Here is a 21,821-nt window from a genome sequence, read left to right as displayed (position 1 = left end):
ATCGGATCGCGGGACGGCCCCGGGTTCCGGGGGAACGGCCGGGGAAGCGCCGCCTGTTATGATGGAAGAGGCTCTCACCGGCACGCGAACTGCCAGCGGTCCTCGTTGGACGCCGGGGGATGGTCCGTCAGGTCCCCCGTCAGATAAATGAAAGAAAAGCCCGCCTCCCCCAGATACTTCCGAAGCTCCTCCTCGCTCCAGGCCCGCTCCCGGTGCTCCTCAAAGCTTCGGTCCCAGGCCCCGTCGGGGCGGAGGCGGAACAGGTCCACCTGATAGGTGCAGGTCTGCTTCTTTTCGGAGAAGAAGGTCCGCCAGACGCACAGGCTGTCCTCTGTCTCGTCCATGTAGAGCTGCCCGTCCATCCGATGGAGCTTGCAGGGGGTGTTCACATCGAAGAGGAACAGTCCCCCCGGCTTAAGCCACCGGCGGACGCGGCGGAAGGTCTCCCGCAGGTCCCGTTCCCGGGTGAGATAGTTCAGGGAGTCCAGAGTGGACACCACGGCGTCCACCGGCTGGGCCAGACGGAGCCTGGGCATGGCCTGATGGAGAAAAAGGGGCGGACGCTCCAGCTCCGCCGCCTTGGCCGCCGCCTGGGTCAGCATCTCCTCGGACCCGTCGGAGGCGATAACCGTGTAGCCCCGCTTCGCCAGGAGGCAGGCGATGGTCCCCGTGCCGCAGGCCAGGTCCAGAACCGTGCCCACGGGCACGCCGCTTTTTTGCAGCCGCCGGTCCAGGAAGGCTGCCCGGCGGCGGTAGGACCCGTCGGTCATCAGCCCGTCGTAGCTGGCGGCCAGGGCGCCGTAAGCGCTCACAGCGTCTTGTCCTTCATCCGGGCGAAGAGCTGGGCATAGGCCCCGGTGCCGTAGTTCAACGAGCGGTTCACCCGGCTGATGGTGGCGCTGGAGGCGCCGGTGCGTTCCAGAATGTCGTTGTAAATCATACCGTCGTCCAGCAAAGAGGCCACCTCAAAGCGCTGCTCCATGCTCCGCAGCTCCGCCACGGTGCAGAGGTCCTGGAAGAACTGATAGCATTCCTTTTCGTCCCGCAGCTGCAAAATGGCCCTGTACAGCTGGCCGCTCATTTCCTTCTTGCCGATTTTCACGCTGAGACCTCCTGTCGTTGTACTAAACACTGTAATTTTAACATTTCAGTTCGCGAAAGTAAAGGGGCGAAGATGAAAATTTTCCTCAACGAGGCAGTTGTCCATGCTCATCTGCTCATGTCCGCAGTGTAGTTTCCGTTGCGATTAGAATATCATGTTCAAACTTTTTATAATCAAACATCTACACTACCTCCCAATAGAGATTTGCCGCCTATAGCTATGGCATGGAAAGTGTAACACAACCGCGCGTTCAGGGCAACCAAACGAATAGAAAACTTTTTCCGAAATTAGTGAAATCACCAGTCGTTCAAAACATCAACACGAAAAGTAAAAGGGCCAAATTTCAAAAGCGCCTTCCGCCGTCCGCACCCTTCCCCCGCCTTCGGCATAGGCTGGAAAAAGATCAATCCGGGGAAAGGAGCGGTGGCTGTGGGAGAGGGTCTGAGGGAGCTTTGTACGGAGCCCTTCGCGGCGGAGCGGGAGTGGACGGTGGAGGGCGTGCCGGTGCTGTGGGCGTCGGCGCGGGCGCCCCAGCCGGAGCCGGCGGCGGACAGAACCTCCCGCCGGATCAAGCGTTTTTACCAATTGCAGTGCCGCTCCTTCCTCCGCTACTGCGAGCGCATCCTCCTCCCCCAGGCGGCGGCGGAGTACCGGGCGGCCCTGGCCGCCAGCGGGCCGCTTCCGGCCTTCCGGGCGGAGCTGGAGTACTGCGTCACCTATAATCAAGGGGGGCTTTGGAGCCTCTACACCCAGGTGCGGGAGTCCGTGGGACCGGGCCCCGCCCTTCTGACCCGCCGGGGGGACACCTGGGACCTGGCGGCGGGCTATCCCGTGCCCCTGGGGGACTTCTTCCCCGCCGGGACGGCCTGGAAAAAGAAGCTGCTGGCCCGGGCGGCGGAGGAAATCCAGCGCCGGGAGCGGGCCGGAGCGGGCCGCTGGCGGGAGGGCTGGCGGCGGGAGCTGCGGCGGCGGTTCAACCCCCAGAATTTCTATCTGACGGCGGAGGGGCTGGCGTACTTCTGGCCCATGTATGCCGTCGCCCCGGCGTCGGAGGGTGTGCCGGTGTTCCTGCTGCCCTACGAGGGAGCGGGGGCGGCGGATATGGAGGAGGCCCCCCGCGGGGAGGACCCCGGCCCGCCGGGGCCGGTGCGGTACGGCCGGTGACGCGGCCTTCTCCCCGATGGGATTCCCCGTTTGGACGGCAAAAAGACAGCCCCGGAGGGCTGTCTTTTCCTGCGCGGGCCGCCGCGCTCAGTTCAGATTGTCTTTGTTCCCGAAGTACTTCTTCGTCTCCGCGGCCACCACGCCGGACAGGGCGAAAAGGCCGATGAAGTTCGGGATGGCCATGAGACCGTTGAAGGTGTCCGCCACATCCCACACGAAGCTGAGGGGGGACACGCAGCCGACGACGACCACGGCGATGAAGATCACCTGGAACACCCGGACGGCCTTGTGCCCGAAGAGGTACTGCACGCAGCGGGTGCCGTACAGGGACCAGCCGAGGACGGTGGAGAAGGCGAAGAGGGCCAGGGCGATGGCCACAAACAGCGCCGCGAACTTCCCGCCGAAGACCGTGGCCAGGGTGGCGGTGATGACCTCGCTGCCGGGGCGGGTGTTGAACGCAATGTCCACGCCGCTGCAAATGATGGCCAGGGCCGTGAGGGAGCAGATGACAATGGTGTCCACAAACACCTCGAAGATGCCGTACAGGCCCTGGTTCACGGGACCCTTGGTGTCCGCTGCGGCGTGGGCGATGGCGGCGGAGCCGAGACCCGCCTCGTTGGAGAAGGCGCTGCGCCGCAGGCCCCAGATGATGGTCTGCTTCAGCACGATTCCGGAGGCGGCGCCGCCGATGGCCTGGGGCGTGAAGGCGCTGGAGAAGATCTTCACAAAGGCGTCGGGCACGTTGCCGATGTGGGCGAAGATGACCGCCAGGGCGAAGATGATATAGAAGACGCTCATGAAGGGGATCAGCTTCTCCGTCACCGCGCCGATGCGCTTGATGCCGCCCAGAAGGATGACGGCGATCAACAAAGCCAGAAGGATGCCCATGATCCACTTCAGGGCGGTTTCCACCCCGGCGGAGACCGCCGTGAACGCGGCGACCGCGCCGATGACGGAGCCGGTGATGCTGTTCACCTGGGACATGTTGCCGATGCCGAAGGAGGCCAGGATGGCGAAGACGGCGAAAAGACCCGCCAGCCACTTCCAGCCGCCGCCCAGGCCCTTGGAAATGTAGTACATGGGGCCGCCCACCCAGTCGCCCTTGGCGTCCCGCTCCCGGTACTTGATGGACAGGACGATCTCGGAGTACTTGGTCACCATGCCCACCAGCGCCGCCAGCCACAGCCAGAAAATGGCCCCGTAGCCGCCCATGGCGATGGCCTGGGTGGTGCCCACGATGTTGCCGGTGCCCACGGTGGCGGACAGAGCGGTGGTCACAGCCTGGAGCGGCGTCACCGCGCCGTGGCCCGCCTCCTGCTTCTGGAACATCTTGCCCACCGTGTTTTTCATGGCGTGGCCGAAGTGGCGGAACTGCACGCCGCCGTTGCGGATGGTCAGAAACAGACCGCCCGCAATGGCGCAGGGCAGAAAGGTGTACATCCACGCGAAGTCGTTCAGCGGCCCTGAGATGAAGGCCAGGATTTGATTGATGATTTCCATACGTTCCCTCCATGCTGTGAACCGGCACTGCGGAGGCGGGCCCCGGAAACACAAAAAGCGGGACCGCCCGGCGCGGCCCCGCAAAAAGCAATATCCCCCCGGCGGACACACTCCGCCGGAAAACATTCCTCTCTGTCCTTTTACCTGAGAGATTCGGCGGTTTCCCGCCTTGCACCTTCGGTCCCCGTTTCCGGGCTTCTCCAGAGCCACATCCATTCCCGGTCCTCGTGCCTGAGAGTTTCGCTCCGTCGGCAGGCCTGCGCCGTTTCTCCGGGAATTTCCTATGCCGTTATTCAAATTGTAGATTTACCTTACCATGCTCCGGCGGGGTTGTCAATCGTGTATTTCCACAAAATGTCCGCAAAGCGGAGACGAATATTCGCCAACGGCGAACCTTGCGGGGCGCTCGCGGGCGGGCTGTTCCAAACGAAAGGAACCCCGAAGGGGTTCCTTTCCCGGCATTTTCGAAAATACAGGTTCTTCTCACAGCTCCCGGACGGAGACCACGCCGGCGGTGGCGCAGATCTCCTGCTGGAGCTGATCCACGTCCAGACCCTTGTGAAGCCGCAGGGCGAAGATGGCGCAGGCGTTGTGCTGCTCGTTGGACTGGGAGTGAATGATGCCCATGTTAAGGATTTTCAGCCCGTGCTCCCGGAACTCCTGGAGGAGGATGTCCATGGTCTTGTTGTCGCTGTACTCCACGTAAAGGTTGACCTCCGGGGCGTTTTTCAGCATCCGGTACTCCACCCGGGAGAAGAACAGCTCCGCGATGAGGATCAGGAATGTGGCGAAGAGGCCCCCCTCGTAAAAGCCGCCGCCCAGGGCCAGACCGATGATGGCCGCCGCCCAGAGGCCCGCGGCGGTGGTCAGCCCCTTCACCCGCTGGCGGCGGGTGACGATGATGGTGCCCGCGCCGATGAAGCCGATGCCCGCCACCACCTGAGCGCCCAGGCGGGCCATGTCGGTGTACTGGCCCAGGAACAGATAGAGATACTGGCTGGTCAGCGTGGTCATGGCCGCGCCCAGGCAGATGAGGATGTGGGTGCGGAAGCCCGCCGGGCGGCGCTTGTACTCCCGCTCGATGCCGATGACGCCGCCGCAGATCACCGCCAGAGTCATGCGCAGGGCCACGGACGCAATGCTCACATCCCGCAGCCCGTCAAAAATAGACAGCATGTTGCCTTCCCTCCTTCTTGACAGGTCAAGTGTCCTTGACGATGTAAACGCTCTCCAGCTCCGAGATGGTGGCCAGAATCTTGGCGTGGGTGCCCTTCTGGTTCATCCGCAGGGAGAAAATGGCGTTGGGGTGCTGGGAGAGGGTCTGCTTGCCGTGATCCACCTCCACCTCGTAGATCGTCACGTCCTGGGCCTTGATGCGCCCGATGATCTCCGATACGTTGTCCAGGGACTGAAACTCCACATAGATGTTCATGTTCCGGGCGTTCTCGATGACATAGAGCTCCACCGTGGGCAGGATGTGCACCGCCACAAAAATCAGCAAAAAGGCCAGGCCCACGCACTCGTAGAACCCCGCGCCTACCGCCAGCCCCATGCAGGCCGAGGCCCAGAGGCCCGCAGCGGTGGTCAGGCCCTTCACCTTCTGCTGACCCGTTACCAGGATGGTGCCCGCGCCCAAAAAGCCGATGCCGTTGATGACCTGGGCGCCGAAGCGGCTGACGTCGGTGCGGATGCCGATCTCCGCCGCCTTCTGTGCCCACGCGTGGGCCAGCATATAGGATTCATACTGACTCAGCAGCATGGTCAGCGCCGCCGCCATGCACACCAGCATGTACGTGCGGAAGCCCGCCGGGCGGTGCTTTCTGGCCCGCTCCAGGCCGATCATGCCGCCGCAGAACATGGCCAGAGTCAGCCGCAGCAGCACGGAGGCCGTGTTGATCTCCCGCAGGTAATCCAGTCCTTGTAACACGAAATCCGCTCCCCTCTCTCGCTCTCTCAAACGCCGCCCGCAGGCGGGTGAAATAAAGGAAGAACCGGCGCTGGCCGCTTCTTCCGTAACCGATATAAAAATGCGTCGGAAAACGTTTGCGCTGGGTTATTCGTATTATAAACAGCTCCGACGGGTTTTGTCAACGTTTTCTGGCGCGCCAAATGGGTTTTCGGTGGGTTTGACAAATAGAAAGGCGGGTTTTTGGCATTTTGCCGACAGACAAAAGGCGGGCGGAAAACCGCCCGCATGTAAACGCGGTCCCCGGCTTACCGGATGACGGTAAAATACAGCCACAGGCCGAAGGGGACGAGGATTTGCAGAGCCAGGATGACGGGCACGCCGAATTGAAAGACCCTGTGACGCGTCTTGTGGTGAAAGACCCGCATGCCCAGCAGGGCTCCCACGCTGCCCCCTGCCGCCGCCAGGAGCAGCAGGTTCTTCTCGGGGATACGGCGGACCGCTTCGTTTTTTTCCTTCCGCTTGGCCTTCCACTTGTCCACGCCGAAGGCGAAGAAGGCGGCGAGGTTGATCAGCACCAGCCAGCAGGCCAGAAGGACCCAGGGAGAACCCATGACGGCCCAGAGGAAATCGTCGTGCGCCTCGGGCAGGAACTGCGTTTTTCCACGGGACGCGGCGGAGAGGGGGGTGATGTTCATAGGGATACCTCGTTTCAAATATGGGGGCCGGGGGAGTTGGAGGGTGGGCGGGGGCTGGAGAGGAAACGGGCGATTGGAAATCGCCTCTGCGGAGGCCGCCCCCATAAAAACCGGGGTTTGCAAAAAACGGACCGGCTGATCATCAGCCGGTCCATTTTAACACAGGTTTCAGTTCTTGGCAAGAGCCGCCAGCTCCACCGCCGTTTTGGCGGCCAGGCGCGCGTTGTTGAACACCAGCTGGATGTTGCTGTCCAGAGAGCTGCCGCCGGTGAGGTCCTTGATCTTGGCCAGCAGGAAGGGGGTGGTCTCCTTGCCGTGGATGCCCTGGGCCTTGGCCTCGGCCACGGCGTCGCTGATCGCCTTGCTGATCACATCCGCATCCATGGAGTACTCCTCGGGAATGGGGTTGGCCACCAGCATGCCGCCGCCCAGGCCGCAGTCCTGCTTGACGTAGAAAATCTTGGCCAGGTCCGCGGGGGTGTCGATGCGGTAGTCCACGGCGAAGCCGCTCTTGCGGGTGTAGAAGGCGGGAAGCTCCTCGGTGCCGTAGCCGATGACGGGCACGCCGTGGGTTTCCAGATACTCCAGGGTGAGGCCCAGGTCCAGGATGGACTTGGCTCCGGCGCAGACCACCATGACGGGGGTGCGGGCCAGCTCTTCCAGGTCGGCGGAGATGTCCATGGTGGTCTCGGCGCCCCGGTGGACGCCGCCGATGCCGCCGGTGGCGAAGACGGAGATGCCCGCCATGTGGGCGATAATCATGGTAGTGGTGACGGTGGTGGCGCCGTCCTTCCCCTGGGCCACGAGGACGGGCAGATCCCGGCGGCTGGCCTTGGCCACGGCGGAGCCGGCCTTACCCAGGTGATCGATCTCCTCGGGAGAGAGGCCGGCCTTCAGCCGGCCGCCCAGCACGGCGATGGTGGCGGGGACGGCCCCGTTCTCCCGGATGATGGACTCCACCTTCAAGGCGGTTTCCACGTTCTGGGGATAGGGCATGCCGTGGGAGATGATGGTGGACTCCAGGGCCACCACGGGCTTTCCGGCGGCCAGGGCTTCCTTGACTTCGGGGGCGATGTCCAGATACTTGTTCATGTTCATGATGAAAACCTCCAAATATATAAATTGAGACGGATGAACGGGTTGTCAGGCGGGGCCCATGCGCTCCCGCAGGGCCTCTTCACTCATGGCGGGGTTAATGGTCTCCCGGCTCTCCATGGCGATGGAGGAGGCGGCCAGACCGGCCCGGGCGGTGTCCTCCAGATCGGTGCCCTGGAGATAGGCCCAGGCGATGGCGGACATAAAGGCGTCGCCGCAGCCGGTGGCGTTGACCAGCTCCGCCGGGAGGCAGGGAATCTGCGCCTGCCCGTTGTGGTCGGCGGCGAAGACGCCGTCCGCCCCCAGGGAGATGAACACCCGGCGCAGGCCGGTGTCCAGCAGGGCGGCGGCGGCGCGGCGCAGGCTGTCTTCGTCCGTAATGGGCACGCCGGAGAGGAGCTCCGCCTCCAGGCGGTTGGGCTTCAGGGTGTGGAGCTTTCCCAGGACGGGCCGGAGCTTCCCGGCCTTGGCGGTGGAAACCGGGTCCGCAAAGAGGGGGGCGGCGCAGTTTTCCGCCAGCCAGGCGATGCTCTCGGCGGGGATGTTGGTGTCCAGCACCACCACCTGGCTGCCGTCCAGAAGCTTGCGCCGCTGAGCCAGAACCTGGGGCGTGAGATGCTCGTAGATCTCCATGTCGCTGACGGCGAGGGCCATGTCGCCCTGCTGGTCGTTGATAAAAAGATAGGTCGAGGTCCGCCCGCCGGGGATGACGGGGGACTGGGAGATGTCGATGCCCAGCTCGCCGCAGCTGGCGGCCAGCTTCTGGGCGTTGAGATCGTCCCCGAAGGCGGTGAGCAGCCGCACGTCCAGCCCCAGCAGGGCCATGTTGTGGGCGATGTTCCGTCCCACGCCCCCCAGGGAGGAGTGGACCGTTCCGGGGTTGGAGTCCCGGGCCACCAGCGCCGCCGCCGGGCGGCCCCCGATGTCCACGTTGACGCCTCCCACCACCGTGACATAGGGGGCGGTCTGAACGATGTAGCCCTTGCCGGTGATATAGCCTTTCTTCATCAGGTTGGAAATATGCACAGCGACGGAGGAGCGGGTGATTCCCGCCTTGTCCGCCAGCTCCTTCTGGGAGATGAGGGGGTTTTCCTCGATCCAGTTGAGCAGCTGCCGTTCCCGCTTGGTCATGGTCCACCTCCGTATAAGCAAAAATTTAATCTTCTAATCTAATGCTTATTATAAACGTTCGTTTTGCAGATGTCAAGGGGGATTCCGAAAAAATTTCACGGGCGGTCTATCGGTAGAAGGGCGGGCCCGGGAAACAAGCGGCAAGCTGCCGTCCGTCTGCCAAGGCGGGAACCGTCCAACATCCCAGCCACAAAAACGGCCAAGACAGCGGCAGCGGAAAGAGGAGCGCGTCGATTCGATATTCGACGCCCACCATCCATCCCCCCACGGGAACCAATGGTCCGCCCCCCGCTGGACGAAGTCCCCCCTTTGGGCTATACTAAAGCGCAGAAAGGAGGCGGGAGCCATAAAAATCGAAGTGGAGCTGGACGAGGCGCAGCGGGAGCTGCTGGTAAAAATCCTGTCCCCGGGCAAGACGCCGGAGCTGGCGGCTCTCCTGTCCCGGCTGGAGGAGCCGGAGCGCCTGGCGGGCTTTCGGGACGGGACGGCCGCGCCGCTGAACCCGGAGGAGATTCTCCGCTTCTACGGCGAGGACAAGGAGGTCCGGGCCCAGACCCTGGACGGGGCGGTCTACACCGTCCGTCTCCGGCTGTACGAGCTGGAGGACCGCCTGGAGAAGCACACCTTCGTCCGGGTGTCCCACTCGGAGATCGTCAACTGGAAGCGGGTGACGGCCCTGGACCTGAGCCTTTCCGGGACCATCCGGGTGACTTTGACCGGCGGCGTGACCACCTACGTCTCCCGGCGGTATGTGAAGAAGATCAAGGAGGTGCTGGGGATATGAGCGAGGAGATCAGCGTCCGGCGGGAGTTCTTCCGGCGGGCAAGGACGGGCTTTCCCTGGGGAGCGGTTTTGGTCTATCTGGTATTTGTGGCGGGAAACGCCTTCTCCGTCCCGGCCCCCTCGGGAGGGGCCCTGCTGGTGGTGTCCGAAGAGATGGCGGAGGCCTGCGGGAGCCCGGTGACGGCGGCGCTGATTCAGCTGCTCTGGTCCGGACTTCTGGGGGCGGCGCTGAGCACCATGGAAGTTCCATTCCTCCTGGAGCGGCGGACGCTCCTCTGGTCCGCCGTCCACTTCCTGGCCACGGCGGCGGTCTTTTCTCTGGCGGGGCGGCGGTGCCGGTGGTTTCCCTATCGGGGCGCCTGGCTGTGCTTGCTGGGGCTGCTGCTGCTGGCGTATGTGCTGAAATGGTCCGTCCGCTTTCTGGAGTGGCAGGCGGACCTGCGGGCCATCCGGAAATCCGCGGGCCTGCCGGAGGCGGAGCCGCCCTGGAAGACGCTGGCCCCCTATCTTCTGCTGGCGGCGGCGGTGGAGCTGCTGCTGCCCCCGGCGCTGATGCTGGCGGACGCCCGGGATTTCCCGGTGCTGACGGGGATTTTTTATCCCTTTTTCATCCTGCCCCTGTTCTGCTTTTTCAGCGCCTGCCCCCTGGCCGCCCGCCTCCGGCGCTGGTGGCCGGTCTATCCGGCGTTTTGCATGGTGTTCACCCTTCCCGGCGTATTCCTTATTTACAACAGCTCAGCCCTGTTCTTCACCGGTTTGGCGGGCGCCGCCGCCCTGGCGGGGGGAGCGCTGGGCGCGGTTCTTCGGAAGCTGAAAAAAGTGGAATGATCCTGGAACAAAGCCGCCTCCCCTGCCGTCTAAACAGGCAGAGGAGGCGGTTTTATGAAACACTGGAAATGTATATTGGTGCTGGCGCTGGTCCTGTGCCTGCTGTCCGGCTGCGGACACGCCCCGGCGGAAACGGCGGCGGCCCCCGCCGGGACGGCGGTTAGGACCCTGGAGGAGGAGCCCGCCTCCGGCGGCGGGGAGAATCCGGGAGAAGGCGGAAAGCCCGCCCCCTCCCTGGCGGAGGACGAGGAGCCTGCGGTGCTCTTCTGCCGAATTGTGGACGGGGCGGAGGACGGGAATCTGCTCCTGGCGGAGCTGGACGGGGGACTGTACGGCGGAACCGGCGTGTACCGGCTGAACGTGGAAAACATCCCGGTGACCCTGGACGGCGCGGCGGCGGAGCCTGCGGTTCTGGAGGACGGAATGCCCGTGGAGGTGTCCTTTAACGGCGGCGTGCTGGAGAGCTTCCCCGCCCAGTTTGGGGAGGTTTACGGCGTGTCGGCCTGGAGCCGGGGCCAGGGGCGAAACGGCATGGGGACCGCCTACGACCTCTGCGGGCTGTATCTCCAGGTGCTGGACGACCTGTGGAACAAGGACCTGGGACTGAATGAGGACATCTCCATCGCGGGACTGGACCTGAGCCGGGCCCCCGGCGGGCTGACGGAGAGCGAAACGTCCGCCCTGGCCTGGCGCTTCGGCGAACTGCACGGCGTGGAGGTGGTCACAGGGACCTTCCAGGAGCTGAAGGAGCAGGGCTATTTCCAGGAAAAGACCATCCAACACACGGACGGCGCACAGCAGAAGGAGACCGTGGCGGGACCGGCGTTTTACGAGTGGGAGGACGGATGCCTGTTCTCCATCGAGTCCAACGAGGAGCACGAGGGGGAGACATACTCTCTGCCGGTCCTGTTCTTCAACGCGGAGAAGTGGCGGTCGCCCCTGGGAGCGTACTGCTTTTATGACTGCTCCGCCGGGTGGGGAGAGGCCACGGCATGGAACGGATACAGCGTAGGCAGCGAGATAATTTCATAAAGAGGAGGAACGGCGATGAAGCGGTTTTGTCTGTTTGCCTGCGCTGCGCTTTTGCTGCTGGCGGCCTGCGCCGCCCCGGCGGCGGAGCCGGAGACGACGGAGGGACGCGCCCTGACTGCGTGGAATGAGGAGGGGAATATCCGGACCCTGCTGGTGACAGAGGACGGGGAACCCATCGTTTTGACAACGGAGGTCTGCGACGCGTTTTGCGACTGGAACAACGGAGACCGGGTCCGGGTCACCCACGACGGCGTCTCCACGGTTTTCCCCCCTCAAACGGAGGCCCTTGACTGGAAGCGCCTGGAGGAGGGCGCGCTGGCGGACATCCCGGAGGAGACCCTGGAGCGGCTGGAGGAGCTGGGCTGGACCTTTTGCGCCCACTGCCTCCTGCCGGCGGAGCCCCAGACGGTGGAGAACCCGGTGACGGGCTACTGCGGCAACACGGTGACGGAGGTGACGCTGGACGGGGAAACCTGGTCCTTCTGGGGCGGAGACTCCGTGACTCTGACGGACATCGTCATCAACCTGGCCTACGACCCGGAGGCGGTTTGCCGCTGCCTCCCCGAGTTCATGGTGGACACGGAGTTTGGGGACGGCTACGGCGTGAACCTGACGGAGAACTACGTCCGCTGCGAGGCGGGTCAGGCGCTCCTGACCGCGGAGCAGACAGAAATGATTCGGGATATCCTGGACCGGAACTGTAAATAAGCAGGGGAGGGGGCGGAGCCCCCTCCCCTGCTGTATCCCGCCGGAGGTCTGCTGTTTAACCATTCCAATCCACGTCGTAGGTTCGCTCCACAGCAAACTTGTTGAGATAACCTGTGGAAATATCAAAGTTCAGGTCGTACTTATACTCTAATCCATAGTGCAGCCACATAACCTCGTTTCCGGTCCAGCCGGGATACTTCTCCGCGGCCTTTTCCTGGGTCAACTCCGTGATTGGCACTCCGTCAAAGGAAATTGTCTCAAGAGCGCTTTTATCGTCCTCGGCAGCCATAGTCAGCTCCAGCCGGGCGATTACCGCCTGCCCCAGAGAAACTTCCTCCTCGTCCGTCGCAAAGGAAATCGCAAAACGCATATTGTCGGTCACTTTGATGCTGCCGCCGGTGTAGTAGGAATTCGCTTCCAGTTGAGTGGCAGGGTCTACGGTAATCCGATGATAGCTCTCGTCTACCCAAGACACATCGAATCCCTCATCCAGCAGAGTCTGGACCGTGGTCTCCCCCACCCGGACCTCTTTACCGTTTATACTGATGGGCAGCAGAACATCATCACCGCCGCCCCCCTGACTGCTTTCGCCGTCATCTTTACCGCAAGCGGACAAAAACAGCATGAACACCGCCAAGAACAGGCAGAGCCGAGAACGGGTTTTTTTCGTATTCATGTTTCGTCAAACTCCTTTTCGTTTTCCCGCCACAGGGTTTTAGCCTTTGGACAGTGCCGGTCAATCAACCCTTTTGCCGTTTGAAACTGTTCCCAACTGGTCAGATACAGCCGCTCGGACCGTTCCTTGGCGGAACCGGCATCCTTCCGATAGTCAACGGTCAGGGAGATTCCGGCGCCGACCTTCTGGCGCACACGGGTGTTTCCAACCTTGTAGTAAAGCCGGGTTTTCTCCTCCCGCACGCCCAGCGCTTTCATATCCGATACCCGGTAGATATGGCAGACACCCCGAAAATAGAGCCAGAAATCCGGCCCTATCAGCAGCCGGGCGGGGAAGCTATCCTCAATCGTGTTGAGAAAATCTGCCCTCCCAAAGTTCTGCCGGACGAAAGCCTCCTGATCGGAGGGTGAAAGAATCGAAAGGGCTTTCTCAAACTGTTTCCGCGCATTCTTCATCGTGTTGGCCCGACTGGTAAGCAGCACGCACAGCCAGATAAACGCTGCAATGCCTATTCCAATAAGAAGATGCACCCGCAGTACATAGGCCAGGTCATACCCTGCGCCAAAACCCAAAGCCACCATGCCGGCCGCCGCCGCCGCCATCCAGATATAGTACATTCTCCGCTGTTTGCCCCGGAAAGACTTCCATACCGGCTCGAAATCCCGGAACTCCCTATCCAGCCACTCCCGCAGCGTTTCGCTCATAACAGCCCATCCTTTCCATGACAAACCGGCAGGAGAAATGGGCCCATGCCTTGCTCCAAGCAAAGGAAAGCGATCATTTCTTTATCTGCCTTCCTCCCTGCTGAGTGCCAGTGTCACTCGTACAGGGCCGCAGGATGTTGGTAGCGCCTTGCGGCCTGCCGCTTTTGTGTCTCCGGGATTATTTTACTCTATCCCAGAAAAAATTACAATAGCCTTGTCCTCGGAATATGGAGGAAACCGGTATCTCCGTTTGCCGGCACAGCTTGGATTTGTCAGCCGTTGTGAAGGGGTTTTTGATTCCTGCAATTCCATCACATTCGGCTGACTTAACAAAAATTAAGGAGGGGACTTCTTTGCGAAGTCCCCTCCTCTCGGAAAGAGCTTTTTTACAAGGGCAAGCCTGCGCTTAGAAATCAGCGCTGCCCACGGTGCGGGGATGGGGCAGCACGTCCCGGATGTTGGAAACGCCCGTGAGGTACATCACCAGCCGCTCGAACCCCAGGCCGAAGCCCGCGTGACGGCAGGTTCCGTAGCGCCGCAGGTCGCAGTACCACCAGTAGCTCTCCGGGTCCATGTTCAGCTCCTTGATCCGGGCTTCCAGAATGTCCAGCCGCTCCTCGCGCTGGCTGCCGCCGATGATCTCGCCGATGCCGGGGACCAGACAGTCCGCCGCAGCCACGGTCTTGCCGTCGTCGTTCAGGCGCATGTAGAACGCCTTGATTTCCTTGGGATAGTCCGTGACGAACACCGGGCGTTTGAAAACCTGCTCGGTGAGATAGCGCTCGTGCTCCGTCTGAAGGTCGCAGCCCCAGAAGACCTTATAGTCGAACTGGTCGTTGTGCTTTTCCAGAATCTCCACCGCCTCGGTGTAGCTCACCCGGCCGAAGTCGGAGGAGGCCACATGCTCCAGCCGCTCCTTCAGGCCCTTGTCCACGAAGGAGTTGAAGAAGTCGATCTCGTCGGGGCAGCGCTGGCAGACCTGCCGGATGACGGATTTTATCATCGCCTCGGCAATGTCCATGTCCCCCGCCAGATCGCAGAAGGCCATCTCCGGCTCGATCATCCAGAATTCGGCGGCGTGGCGGGCGGTGTTGGAGTTCTCCGCCCGGAAGGTGGGGCCGAAGGTGTACACGTCGCCAAAGGCCATGGCGAAGTTCTCCGCGTTCAGCTGGCCGGAGACGGTGAGGTTGGCGGGCTTGCCGAAGAAGTCCTGGGAGAAGTCGATGCTTCCGTCCTCCGTCCGGGGCGGGTTCCCGGCGTCCAGGGTGGTGACCCGGAACATCTCCCCCGCGCCCTCGCAGTCGCTGGCGGTGATAATGGGGGTGTGGACATAGACGAAGCCCCGGCTCTGGAAGAACTCGTGAATGGCGAAGGCGGCGGCGCTCCGCACCCGGAAGGCGGCGGAGAACAGGTTTGTCCGGGGCCGCAGGTGCTGGATGGTCCGGAGAAAGTCCACGCTGTGCCGCTTTTTCTGAAGAGGATAGTCGGGGGTGGAGGGGCCCTCCACCTCAATGCGGGAGGCCTTCAGCTCCAGGGGCTGCTTGGCCTCGGGGGTGAGGACCACCGTGCCGGTGACGATCAGCGCCGCGCCTACGTTCTGGGCGGCGACATCCTTGTAATTTTCCAGGGCTCCGGCCTCCATGACCACCTGGAGGTTTTTCAGGCACGAGCCGTCGTTCAGCTCGATGAAGGCGAAGTTTTTCATGTCCCGAATCGTCCGGGCCCAGCCGCCCACGGTGACGGTCTGGCCGTCCAGGGACTGCTTGCCGGCAAAAATAGCCGCGATTTTCGTGTAGCTCATGGCGATCACCTGATTCCTATTCTTTCATAATGGATGATACATTATATCATAAATTTTCGCTTTTGCAAGAGGCGTTCTCTGCCGGCAGGGGGCCGGTTCCGCCGTAAAAAACGGAGAGGCCCCCGGCCTCCCCGCTTTTTCGCCCTTTTTATTGATACCGGTACTGCATGCCCGTATACTGCTCGATGCAGCTGAAAAACAGGTCCCGGTTCCGGAACTCCAGCAGTTTACAGTCCTCCTCCTCATGGAAGGATACGATGCGGCGGCGGGTGTCAATCCAGACGCGCCACAGGTTCGGGGCGGTGTTTGTTTGCTCCATAGGGAGGCTCCTTTCACAAAAAATCTTGAGACCGTCCTTGATGCCGTCATTATATAAGACGATCGAGGGGGCGGCTTTGTTTCATCAATTTGAAAAAAATTTGAATTTTTTTTGAAGGGGCCCTCTAGGCATCCCCCGCCTCCTGGGCCTCCATCTCCGCCGCCACGTCCTCCAGCAGGGACTCCCAGGCGGCGGGATGCTCCACATAATAGAGGGGGCAGAGCTTTCCCGTCACGTCGTAGTGCCGGATCACGTCCTCCGCCGGGTCCAGGCGAAGGGCCCGGCACAGCCACGCCGTCAGCTCCACCGCCCGTCGGTAGGACGCGGGGGCGTACTCCCCCGTCTCATCCGGATGGCAGACCTCGATGGAAACCGTGTCGCCGTTTCGGGTGTTGGAGGCGTAGGCGATCTCCGTCAGGGGGACGCACTGGACCACCTCCCCCTCCAATCCCACGATGAAGTGGCTGGAGGCGTAAGTCCCCGCCTCCCCGGAGGACAGGGAGGCAAAGTAGTTCCGGTTGGCCTGGGCGGAGGTGGCGGGGTTGCCCACGTAGTGCAGGACTACGCCGTTAACCCGCTTCAGGGGGTCCCCGGGGCGGGACCAGGGGTTCACGGGGAGAAAGTCCCTGGTTATGTAAGCGGGAATCTGTTCCTCCGCCTCCGCCGGGGAGGGCCGGCGGGACAGCCGGACGGCGGCGGTTATGAGAACCGCCGCCGCCAGCAGCCCGAGAATTGCCCAGAGCCGGACAAGCCGGAGGGATTCCTCTGCCCGTGTTCTGCGGCTTCTTCTCCCCATGGATCAGAACGCCTCCTTGAAATAGGCCGAGGTGTCGGCGGGGAAGGAGTAGGAGTCCGCATAGCCGTAGATGTCCTCTCCTTCCGCCGTTTTCTGCATGGCGGACTTCTCCGCCTGGGTCAGCAGCTTATACCCCTGGTTCAGGATGCCCAGGTCCTCCAGCGTCTGGAGGGTCTCGGTGCAGTAGGCGGACAGGCCGATGGACACAATGTCGCTGTAGGTGTAACTCTTCGAGGGGCTGGGGTCGTTCGACGTGGTGAGACCGTAATACAGCTGGAGCTCGCCGGTATAGGCGGCGGAGGCGTAGTCCTCATAGGCGGGGAGGAACAGCGTCTTTCCGAAGTGCCCGGCCTGGATGTCCCGGCGGACGGCCTCCTCCACCGCTTGGGCCTGCTCAGGCGTCAGGTCCAGATTGACCGTCTCCTGGTCCGCCGGGCTGTAGAGGCCGGCGAGATACCCGCCGGTGAGCCGGGCGGAGGTAATATAGTTGTCCTCCGCGGGAGTTACCCGGTCAAAGATGCTGTGCTCCTGGATGTCCGGGTCCGACGCCAGGGCGGCCACCATCTGGGTGATCTCCTCGTTCGCGGAGAGGGGGAAGTGGTAATAGCGGTGAACGGGACGGTCCTCCTGGAAGCGATAGGTCAGGTTGAAGTAGATATATGCCTCGCCGTCCGATTCCTGCTTCCGGTCCAGCTCGTCCGCCTGCTCCGTTATGAGGATGGCGGCGTCCAGAACCTTCTGCATGGCGGCGGGGTCCGACAGCGTGGCGCCGGCCCCCCGGCCATAGACGCCGTGGAAGTTGACGGTCACCTCCGTGATGTCCCCGGTCCCGGGGACCCAGGTCTCCACGCCGAAGGGGTCGGCGGCGATGACGCAGCAGACGGCTGCGGCGGCAATTGCCGTCCCCGCCGCGCCCTTGAGGCTGCCCCGGAAGACGGACAGGGACTTTGCCAGCAGCATGGAGGCGGCGTAGTAGCCCACGATTCCGGCAATGGCCATGCACACGGCCATGGAAACCGGGTTGGCGCACTCGCCCTTCTGGAAGAAGTCCTGGCAGAAAAGGCTGTACAGCAGCGTCCCTCCGGCCGCCGCCGCGCAGAGGGCCACGCCGTAACGGAAGATGGGCTTCATCCACTCCACGGCCACCACGTCCCCGGCGCTCTCGCTCCTGCGGCGGCGGTACAGGGCCCAGGCGCAGGCCAGGAGCACCACGCCCACCAGGGCGTACGCGGCGATGAGCCAGCCGCCCGTCAGTTTGACCCACAGCAGATTTCCGTTATCAATCCAGCCGCCGGCGGTGACAATCTGCTCATATTGGCCGCTGACGCGCACGTGCTCCACCAGGTGGATGGTGGGGCTCAGGAAGGACGCCACGCCCCGGTAGGTCTCGTCCACGCCGAAGTAGAAGAGGTTCATCAGGAAGGTAATCAGCCACTCGGCGAGGAAGCCCAGGAAGTGGAAAACGAAGTAGAGCGCCGCGAAGGCGAAGGGGTTGCCGGTGACGAAGACCACCGCCGTGGCCGCGGCGAAGTAGAAGAACGTGTTTCCCAAAACGCCCAGGACGGTCACCAGGACCCCCACGGGCTCGAAGAGCCCCGCCGCCAGGGAGATGAGCACCGTCAGCCCGCCCACCACGGCGTAGGGAATCAGCATCATGGCCAGGCCGGAGAGGAAGCTGGTGGCGAAGAGGCCCTTGCGGGTGATGGGCAGAGAGTGGTAGAGCCCCACGCTCCGGGCGTTGTACAGCCAGCCCCACACCGCCAGCGCGCAGAGGGCGGCGTAAAACAGGGAGAGGATGGGCACCCCATAGGACAGGGCCGCGTAGTAAAGCCGCGTGACCTCCAGTCCGTGCCCGGCGGAGGAGCGGAAGCCCTCCTCAATCAGGACCATCGTCAGATACAGGGGAACCAGAGCCCCCAGGGCGGACACGCCGCCCCACAGAGGCCAGAACCGGGCGAGATTCTTCTTGAACAGCGTGGGGTTAAAATACGATGTCTTTAACGGCATAGTTGGCCCCTCCTAACTCATAGATGAAAATTTCCTCCAGCGTCAGCGGCACCGCGTCCACCAGCATGGGGGCATAGGTCGCCATGCGGTTTGCCGCCTCCTCCGCGTTCATGCGCATGATGAGGGTGTGAATGCGCCCCACCTGGGAGGCGTGCAGCACCGGCAGATCCTCCGGCACGCCGCCGCCGTCCTGAAAGACCACCTGGAGCTTCACCATGTTGTCCTGGAGCTGGGCCAGGGACCGCTCCAGCAGCACCTTTCCGTGGTCCAGAATGCCCACGTGGTCGCAGACGTCCTCCAGCTCCCGGAGGTTGTGGGAGGAGACCAGCACCGTGGTTCCCCGCTGGCTGACATCCCCCAGCACCAGGGACCACACCTGCCGCCGCATGACGGGGTCCAGGCCGTCCACCGGCTCATCCAAAACCAGATAGTCCGGCATGGCGCTGAGGGCCAGCCAGAAGGCGGCCTGCTTCTGCATGCCCTTGCTGAGGCGGCGGAGAAGGCGCTTCTCGTCAATGTCGAAGACCCCCTTCAGCTTCTCATAGCGTTCCATGGAGAAGCGGGGATAGAAGCCCCGGTAGAACCGGCACATGTCCCGGATGCTGGCCTGGGGAAAATAGTACCAGTCGTCGGCGATGGCGGCGATTCGGGCCTTCAGGCCCTGGTTCTCCCAGACGGGGGAACCGTCGACGGCAAGCTCGCCCTCGTCCTGGCGGTAGATGCCGGTGAGGCAGCGGATCAGGGTGGACTTCCCCGCGCCGTTGGGGCCCACCAGACCGTACACGCTCCCGGCGGGGACGGACAGGGTCACGCCGTCCAGGGCGGCGAAGCCGTCGAAGCGCTTGACGGCGTTGGAGATTTGAATCATATCGTTTCCTCCTTCCGCCCCCCGGCGGGGGCCCCGCCGGACGGCTCTTCCGCAAGAAGAGCCGTCAGCTCCTCCTGGCTGACGCCGAGATACCGAAGCTCCGCCAGGAGCTCCCGGGTCTTCTCCCAGAGCTCCCGGCGGCGGGCCTCCCCGGCGCCGTGGTCCCCGGTGGCAAAGCTGCCCTTGCCGGGGACGGAATAAATGTAGCCCTCGCCCTCCAGCTCGTTATACGCCCGCTGGATGGTGTTGGGGTTGATGGAGAGCTGGGTCGCCAGGGACCGGACCGACGGGAGTTTTTCATCTGTGCCGATGGCCCCGGAGACGATCAGCTTGCGGAGCCCGTCCTTGATCTGCTCGTAGATGGGGCGGGAGTCCCGGTAATTGAGGCTGATCACCGCATACCTTCCCTTCCGCGGCGGTGCTCGCCGCTGCTGTATTGGTGAACTGTATTAACTGTACTAATGAAATTAACACAGTTTGAAGGGTTTGTCAAGGGCTGTTCGTGATTTTGGTTCGGGGGAGGGAAAAATTTTCTTCCTGTTGCCGGGAAAATCATGAATTGGGCCTTTACAATGGGAAAACCCTATGATATAGTAACTAAGTCCGCCAGTCAGGCGGAAAACCTGCCCCGGAGCTTTGTCCCGAGGAGCTTCACCGGCCCGGCGCACAGCCCCGCGGGGAATCTTTTTGAAAGGTGGAACCACACAATGCTGAGAAAAGAGCAGAAGAGCGCCATCATCGACGCCAACCGCACCCATGAGACCGACACCGGATCTCCGGAGGTCCAGATTGCCATCCTCACCGAGCGCATCAATGTCCTTACCGAGCATATGCGCCAGAACCCCCAGGACAAGCACTCCAACCGGGGTCTTCTGAAGATGGTCGGCAAGCGCCGCAGCCTCCTGGACTATCTCCAGAAGAAGGATGTGGAACGGTACCGCGCCCTCATTGCCAAGCTGGGCATCCGTAAGTAAGACGCGAACAGGGCGGCGGGATTACGCCGCCCTTTTCCGCTTCCCCTCCACCCCATGCGGGAGTCCGCTTTTTGTGTTTGAAAGACCGTCTGGCGGGGACCGGACGGCCTTTCAAATACGAAAAGGACCGCTCCCGCGCGACAACAAACGAAAAGGAGCGCATCTATGTCTACTATCATCACCCAGAGACAGTTCCCCCAATACCGCAAGTACGAGATGACCCTGGCGGGCCGCCCCCTGACCCTGGAGGTCGGGAAGCTGGCGGAACTGGCCAATGCCGCCGTCATGGTGGGCTATGGCGACACCCGGGTCCTGGTCTGCGCCACGGCCTCCGCCCGCCCCCGGGACGGCATCGACTTCTTCCCCCTCAGCGTGGACTTTGAGGAGAAGCTCTACTCCGTGGGCCGCATCCCCGGCAGCTTCAACCGCCGGGAGGGCCGCCCCGGCGAGAAGGGCGTCCTCACCAGCCGGGTCATCGACCGGCCCATCCGCCCCCTCTTCCCCCACGACTTCCGCAACGACGTCTCCATCATGGCCACGGTCATGAGCGTGGACCACGACTGCTCCCCGGAGATCTGCGGCCTCATCGGCGCCTCCGCCGCCCTGGCCATCTCCGACATTCCCTGGCACGGCCCCGTGGGCGCGGTGAAGGTGGGCCTGGTGGACGGCAATCTCATCTTCAACCCCACCAGCGAGGAGCGTAAGGTGTCCGACCTGGACGTGACCGTGGTCTCCACCGGCAAGAAGGTGGTCATGATCGAGGCCGGGGCCAACGAGGTGGACAACGACACCATGTTCCGGGCCATTCAGATGGCCCACGAGGAGAACCAGAAGCAGGTGGAGCTCATTAACCGGATGGTCTCCGAGATCGGCAAGGAGAAGTTCGACTATCCCCACGCCGATTTTGACGAGGAGCTCTTTGAGAAGATCACCGCCGCCACCATGGACGAGGCCAAGGCCGCCATGGACACCGACGACAAAAACGTCCGGGAGACCCGGTGGAACGCCCTCATCGAGAAGTGGCACACGCTCTTCCTGGAGGACTATCCCGAGATGGACAAGTACCTGGACGAGATCACCTACAAGTTCCAGAAGAAGATCGTCAAGGCCTGGCTGCTGGAGGGCCACCGGGTGGACGGCCGGCAGAAGAACGAAATCCGGCCCCTGGCCTCCGAGGTGGGCGTGCTGCCCCGGGCCCACGGCTCCGGCCTCTTCACCCGGGGACAGACCCAGGTCCTCTCCGTGGTCACCCTGGACACCCTCTCCGCCAACCAGAAGCTGGACACCATCTGGGAGGAGACGGAGAAGCGCTATATGCACCACTACAACTTCCCCGGCTACTCCGTGGGCGAGGCAAAGCCCGCCCGCTCCCCCGGCCGGCGGGAGATCGGCCACGGCGCGTTGGCTGAGCGGGCCCTGCTGCCCGTGATTCCCGACGTGGAGAAGTTCCCCTACGCCATCCGGGTGGTTTCGGAGGTGGTGAGCTCCAACGGCTCCACCTCCCAGGGCTCCGTCTGCGGCTCCACGCTGGCCCTGATGGACGCGGGCGTGCCCATCTCGGCCCCGGTGGCCGGCATCTCCTGCGGCCTCATCCAGGACGACGACGGCGGCTTCACCACCTTCATCGACATTCAGGGCGTGGAGGATTTCCACGGCGAGATGGACTTCAAGGTCGCGGGCACCAAGAAGGGCATCACCGCCATCCAGATGGACCTGAAGAACGACGGCC

The 21,821-nt window shown here is 62.9% G+C and carries 23 protein-coding genes and 2 riboswitches; of the genes, 7 read left to right on the top strand and 16 right to left on the bottom strand.

All coding sequences use genetic code 11. The features are described from left to right. Positions 1-74: 74 nt before the first annotated feature. Together QZ329_RS08645 and QZ329_RS08640 are read right to left on the bottom strand one after the other, a co-directional pair. Positions 75-812, bottom strand: coding sequence for a class I SAM-dependent methyltransferase (locus QZ329_RS08645; protein ID WP_295751167.1), 738 nt, complete (start codon positions 810-812; stop codon positions 75-77). Next, the gene (locus QZ329_RS08640; protein ID WP_295751207.1) at positions 809-1,081 is read right to left on the bottom strand and encodes a YerC/YecD family TrpR-related protein; all 273 of its coding nucleotides are present in this window, start codon (positions 1,079-1,081) and stop codon (positions 809-811) included. The genes QZ329_RS08645 and QZ329_RS08640 overlap by 4 nt, the downstream gene beginning before the upstream one ends. Before the next feature lie 450 nt (positions 1,082-1,531). On the opposite strand from QZ329_RS08640, the gene QZ329_RS08635 reads away from it, so the two are divergent. Continuing rightward, positions 1,532-2,266: an RsiV family protein gene (locus QZ329_RS08635; RefSeq protein WP_295751165.1), complete on the top strand. Its 735-nt coding sequence runs from the start codon at positions 1,532-1,534 to the stop codon at positions 2,264-2,266. Between the two features lie 87 nt (positions 2,267-2,353). Here the strand turns inward: QZ329_RS08635 and QZ329_RS08630 are convergent, their stop codons facing one another. The 6 genes from QZ329_RS08630 to QZ329_RS08605 all read right to left on the bottom strand — a co-directional run bounded on the left by QZ329_RS08630 (position 2,354) and on the right by QZ329_RS08605 (position 8,596). After that, the gene (locus tag QZ329_RS08630) at positions 2,354-3,766 is read right to left on the bottom strand and encodes a sodium:alanine symporter family protein (RefSeq protein WP_295751163.1); all 1,413 of its coding nucleotides are present in this window, start codon (positions 3,764-3,766) and stop codon (positions 2,354-2,356) included. Positions 3,767-3,896: 130 nt separating this feature from the next. Beyond that, a riboswitch (glycine riboswitch) is annotated at positions 3,897-3,972 on the bottom strand. Between the two features lie 3 nt (positions 3,973-3,975). Beyond that, a riboswitch (glycine riboswitch) is annotated at positions 3,976-4,049 on the bottom strand. Positions 4,050-4,249: 200 nt separating this feature from the next. After that, the gene (locus QZ329_RS08625; RefSeq protein ID WP_295751161.1) at positions 4,250-4,942 is read right to left on the bottom strand and encodes an MgtC/SapB family protein; all 693 of its coding nucleotides are present in this window, start codon (positions 4,940-4,942) and stop codon (positions 4,250-4,252) included. A gap of 25 nt (positions 4,943-4,967) precedes the next feature. Beyond that, a complete protein-coding gene (locus QZ329_RS08620) occupies positions 4,968-5,693 on the bottom strand; it encodes an MgtC/SapB family protein (RefSeq protein ID WP_295751158.1) in 726 nt (241 codons plus the stop codon). A gap of 287 nt (positions 5,694-5,980) precedes the next feature. Beyond that, a complete protein-coding gene (locus QZ329_RS08615) occupies positions 5,981-6,370 on the bottom strand; it encodes a DUF1294 domain-containing protein (RefSeq protein WP_325256944.1) in 390 nt (129 codons plus the stop codon). A gap of 168 nt (positions 6,371-6,538) precedes the next feature. After that, positions 6,539-7,468 carry a pseudouridine-5'-phosphate glycosidase gene (locus QZ329_RS08610; protein ID WP_295751156.1) on the bottom strand — a complete coding sequence of 310 codons (930 nt, stop codon included), beginning with the start codon at positions 7,466-7,468 and terminating at the stop codon, positions 6,539-6,541. A gap of 45 nt (positions 7,469-7,513) precedes the next feature. Further along, complete coding sequence (locus QZ329_RS08605) at positions 7,514-8,596, bottom strand: PfkB family carbohydrate kinase (RefSeq protein ID WP_295751154.1); 1,083 nt, start codon at positions 8,594-8,596, stop codon at positions 7,514-7,516. Positions 8,597-8,954: 358 nt separating this feature from the next. On the opposite strand from QZ329_RS08605, the gene QZ329_RS08600 reads away from it, so the two are divergent. The 4 genes from QZ329_RS08600 to QZ329_RS08585 are packed head-to-tail and all read left to right on the top strand — an operon-like array spanning position 8,955 to position 11,947. Beyond that, positions 8,955-9,380 carry a LytTR family DNA-binding domain-containing protein gene (locus QZ329_RS08600; RefSeq protein WP_295751151.1) on the top strand — a complete coding sequence of 142 codons (426 nt, stop codon included), beginning with the start codon at positions 8,955-8,957 and terminating at the stop codon, positions 9,378-9,380. Beyond that, positions 9,377-10,207, top strand: coding sequence for a DUF3021 family protein (locus QZ329_RS08595; protein ID WP_295751146.1), 831 nt, complete (start codon positions 9,377-9,379; stop codon positions 10,205-10,207). The genes QZ329_RS08600 and QZ329_RS08595 overlap by 4 nt, the downstream gene beginning before the upstream one ends. Before the next feature lie 54 nt (positions 10,208-10,261). Continuing rightward, positions 10,262-11,239 (top strand): hypothetical protein, encoded by a 978-nt coding sequence (locus tag QZ329_RS08590; protein WP_295751143.1) that lies wholly within the window; start codon positions 10,262-10,264, stop codon positions 11,237-11,239. Between the two features lie 15 nt (positions 11,240-11,254). Further along, a complete protein-coding gene (locus tag QZ329_RS08585; RefSeq protein ID WP_295751141.1) occupies positions 11,255-11,947 on the top strand; it encodes a hypothetical protein in 693 nt (230 codons plus the stop codon). 55 nt (positions 11,948-12,002) lie between these two features. Here QZ329_RS08585 and QZ329_RS08580 read toward each other — a convergent pair whose 3' ends face one another. From QZ329_RS08580 to QZ329_RS08545, 8 genes are all read right to left on the bottom strand, one after another. Continuing rightward, positions 12,003-12,623, bottom strand: coding sequence for a hypothetical protein (locus QZ329_RS08580; protein WP_295751138.1), 621 nt, complete (start codon positions 12,621-12,623; stop codon positions 12,003-12,005). Further along, a complete protein-coding gene (locus QZ329_RS08575) occupies positions 12,620-13,327 on the bottom strand; it encodes a hypothetical protein (RefSeq protein ID WP_295751135.1) in 708 nt (235 codons plus the stop codon). Before QZ329_RS08575 ends, QZ329_RS08580 begins: the two co-directional genes overlap by 4 nt. Before the next feature lie 406 nt (positions 13,328-13,733). After that, the gene (gene asnS, locus QZ329_RS08570) at positions 13,734-15,128 is read right to left on the bottom strand and encodes an asparagine--tRNA ligase (RefSeq protein WP_295751133.1); all 1,395 of its coding nucleotides are present in this window, start codon (positions 15,126-15,128) and stop codon (positions 13,734-13,736) included. A 148-nt stretch (positions 15,129-15,276) separates the two neighbouring features. Then, positions 15,277-15,447: a hypothetical protein gene (locus QZ329_RS08565; protein WP_295751131.1), complete on the bottom strand. Its 171-nt coding sequence runs from the start codon at positions 15,445-15,447 to the stop codon at positions 15,277-15,279. 124 nt (positions 15,448-15,571) lie between these two features. Next, positions 15,572-16,243, bottom strand: a complete 672-nt coding sequence (locus QZ329_RS08560; RefSeq protein WP_295751128.1) for a peptidoglycan recognition family protein — start codon at positions 16,241-16,243, stop codon at positions 15,572-15,574. A 3-nt stretch (positions 16,244-16,246) separates the two neighbouring features. Further along, the gene (locus QZ329_RS08555; RefSeq protein WP_295751125.1) at positions 16,247-18,250 is read right to left on the bottom strand and encodes a hypothetical protein; all 2,004 of its coding nucleotides are present in this window, start codon (positions 18,248-18,250) and stop codon (positions 16,247-16,249) included. Continuing rightward, positions 18,225-19,118: an ABC transporter ATP-binding protein gene (locus QZ329_RS08550; protein WP_295751123.1), complete on the bottom strand. Its 894-nt coding sequence runs from the start codon at positions 19,116-19,118 to the stop codon at positions 18,225-18,227. The genes QZ329_RS08555 and QZ329_RS08550 overlap by 26 nt, the downstream gene beginning before the upstream one ends. Further along, positions 19,115-19,513, bottom strand: a complete 399-nt coding sequence (locus QZ329_RS08545; RefSeq protein ID WP_295751121.1) for a GntR family transcriptional regulator — start codon at positions 19,511-19,513, stop codon at positions 19,115-19,117. Before QZ329_RS08545 ends, QZ329_RS08550 begins: the two co-directional genes overlap by 4 nt. A 312-nt stretch (positions 19,514-19,825) precedes the next feature. Between QZ329_RS08545 and rpsO the strand changes: the two genes are divergently transcribed. Then, the gene (gene rpsO / locus QZ329_RS08540) at positions 19,826-20,092 is read left to right on the top strand and encodes a 30S ribosomal protein S15 (protein ID WP_295751118.1); all 267 of its coding nucleotides are present in this window, start codon (positions 19,826-19,828) and stop codon (positions 20,090-20,092) included. 165 nt (positions 20,093-20,257) lie between these two features. After that, positions 20,258-21,821: polyribonucleotide nucleotidyltransferase (locus QZ329_RS08535; protein WP_295751115.1), on the top strand; the 1,564-nt coding region annotated here is incomplete at its 3' end.

It is taken from the genome of uncultured Oscillibacter sp. (assembly GCF_910579365.1).
Lineage (GTDB): Bacteria > Bacillota > Clostridia > Oscillospirales > Oscillospiraceae > Oscillibacter.
This window is presented reverse-complemented; position numbering and strand designations above follow the sequence as displayed.

Excerpts from the sequence above, each read along its gene's own strand:
- QZ329_RS08610 (WP_295751156.1), bottom strand. The coding sequence starts at position 7,468 with ATGAACATGAACAAGTATCTGGACATCGCCCCCGAAGTCAAGGAAGCC.
- QZ329_RS08605 (WP_295751154.1), bottom strand. The coding sequence starts at position 8,596 with ATGACCAAGCGGGAACGGCAGCTGCTCAACTGGATCGAGGAAAACCCC.
- QZ329_RS08590 (WP_295751143.1), top strand. The coding sequence starts at position 10,262 with ATGAAACACTGGAAATGTATATTGGTGCTGGCGCTGGTCCTGTGCCTG.
- QZ329_RS08630 (WP_295751163.1), bottom strand. The coding sequence starts at position 3,766 with ATGGAAATCATCAATCAAATCCTGGCCTTCATCTCAGGGCCGCTGAAC.
- rpsO (WP_295751118.1), top strand. The coding sequence starts at position 19,826 with ATGCTGAGAAAAGAGCAGAAGAGCGCCATCATCGACGCCAACCGCACC.
- asnS (WP_295751133.1), bottom strand. The coding sequence starts at position 15,128 with ATGAGCTACACGAAAATCGCGGCTATTTTTGCCGGCAAGCAGTCCCTG.
- QZ329_RS08585 (WP_295751141.1), top strand. The coding sequence starts at position 11,255 with ATGAAGCGGTTTTGTCTGTTTGCCTGCGCTGCGCTTTTGCTGCTGGCG.
- QZ329_RS08555 (WP_295751125.1), bottom strand. The coding sequence starts at position 18,250 with ATGCCGTTAAAGACATCGTATTTTAACCCCACGCTGTTCAAGAAGAAT.
- QZ329_RS08625 (WP_295751161.1), bottom strand. The coding sequence starts at position 4,942 with ATGCTGTCTATTTTTGACGGGCTGCGGGATGTGAGCATTGCGTCCGTG.
- QZ329_RS08565 (WP_295751131.1), bottom strand. The coding sequence starts at position 15,447 with ATGGAGCAAACAAACACCGCCCCGAACCTGTGGCGCGTCTGGATTGAC.
- QZ329_RS08550 (WP_295751123.1), bottom strand. The coding sequence starts at position 19,118 with ATGATTCAAATCTCCAACGCCGTCAAGCGCTTCGACGGCTTCGCCGCC.
- QZ329_RS08640 (WP_295751207.1), bottom strand. The coding sequence starts at position 1,081 with ATGAGCGGCCAGCTGTACAGGGCCATTTTGCAGCTGCGGGACGAAAAG.
- QZ329_RS08575 (WP_295751135.1), bottom strand. The coding sequence starts at position 13,327 with ATGAGCGAAACGCTGCGGGAGTGGCTGGATAGGGAGTTCCGGGATTTC.
- QZ329_RS08595 (WP_295751146.1), top strand. The coding sequence starts at position 9,377 with ATGAGCGAGGAGATCAGCGTCCGGCGGGAGTTCTTCCGGCGGGCAAGG.
- QZ329_RS08560 (WP_295751128.1), bottom strand. The coding sequence starts at position 16,243 with ATGGGGAGAAGAAGCCGCAGAACACGGGCAGAGGAATCCCTCCGGCTT.
- QZ329_RS08580 (WP_295751138.1), bottom strand. The coding sequence starts at position 12,623 with ATGAATACGAAAAAAACCCGTTCTCGGCTCTGCCTGTTCTTGGCGGTG.
- QZ329_RS08615 (WP_325256944.1), bottom strand. The coding sequence starts at position 6,370 with ATGAACATCACCCCCCTCTCCGCCGCGTCCCGTGGAAAAACGCAGTTC.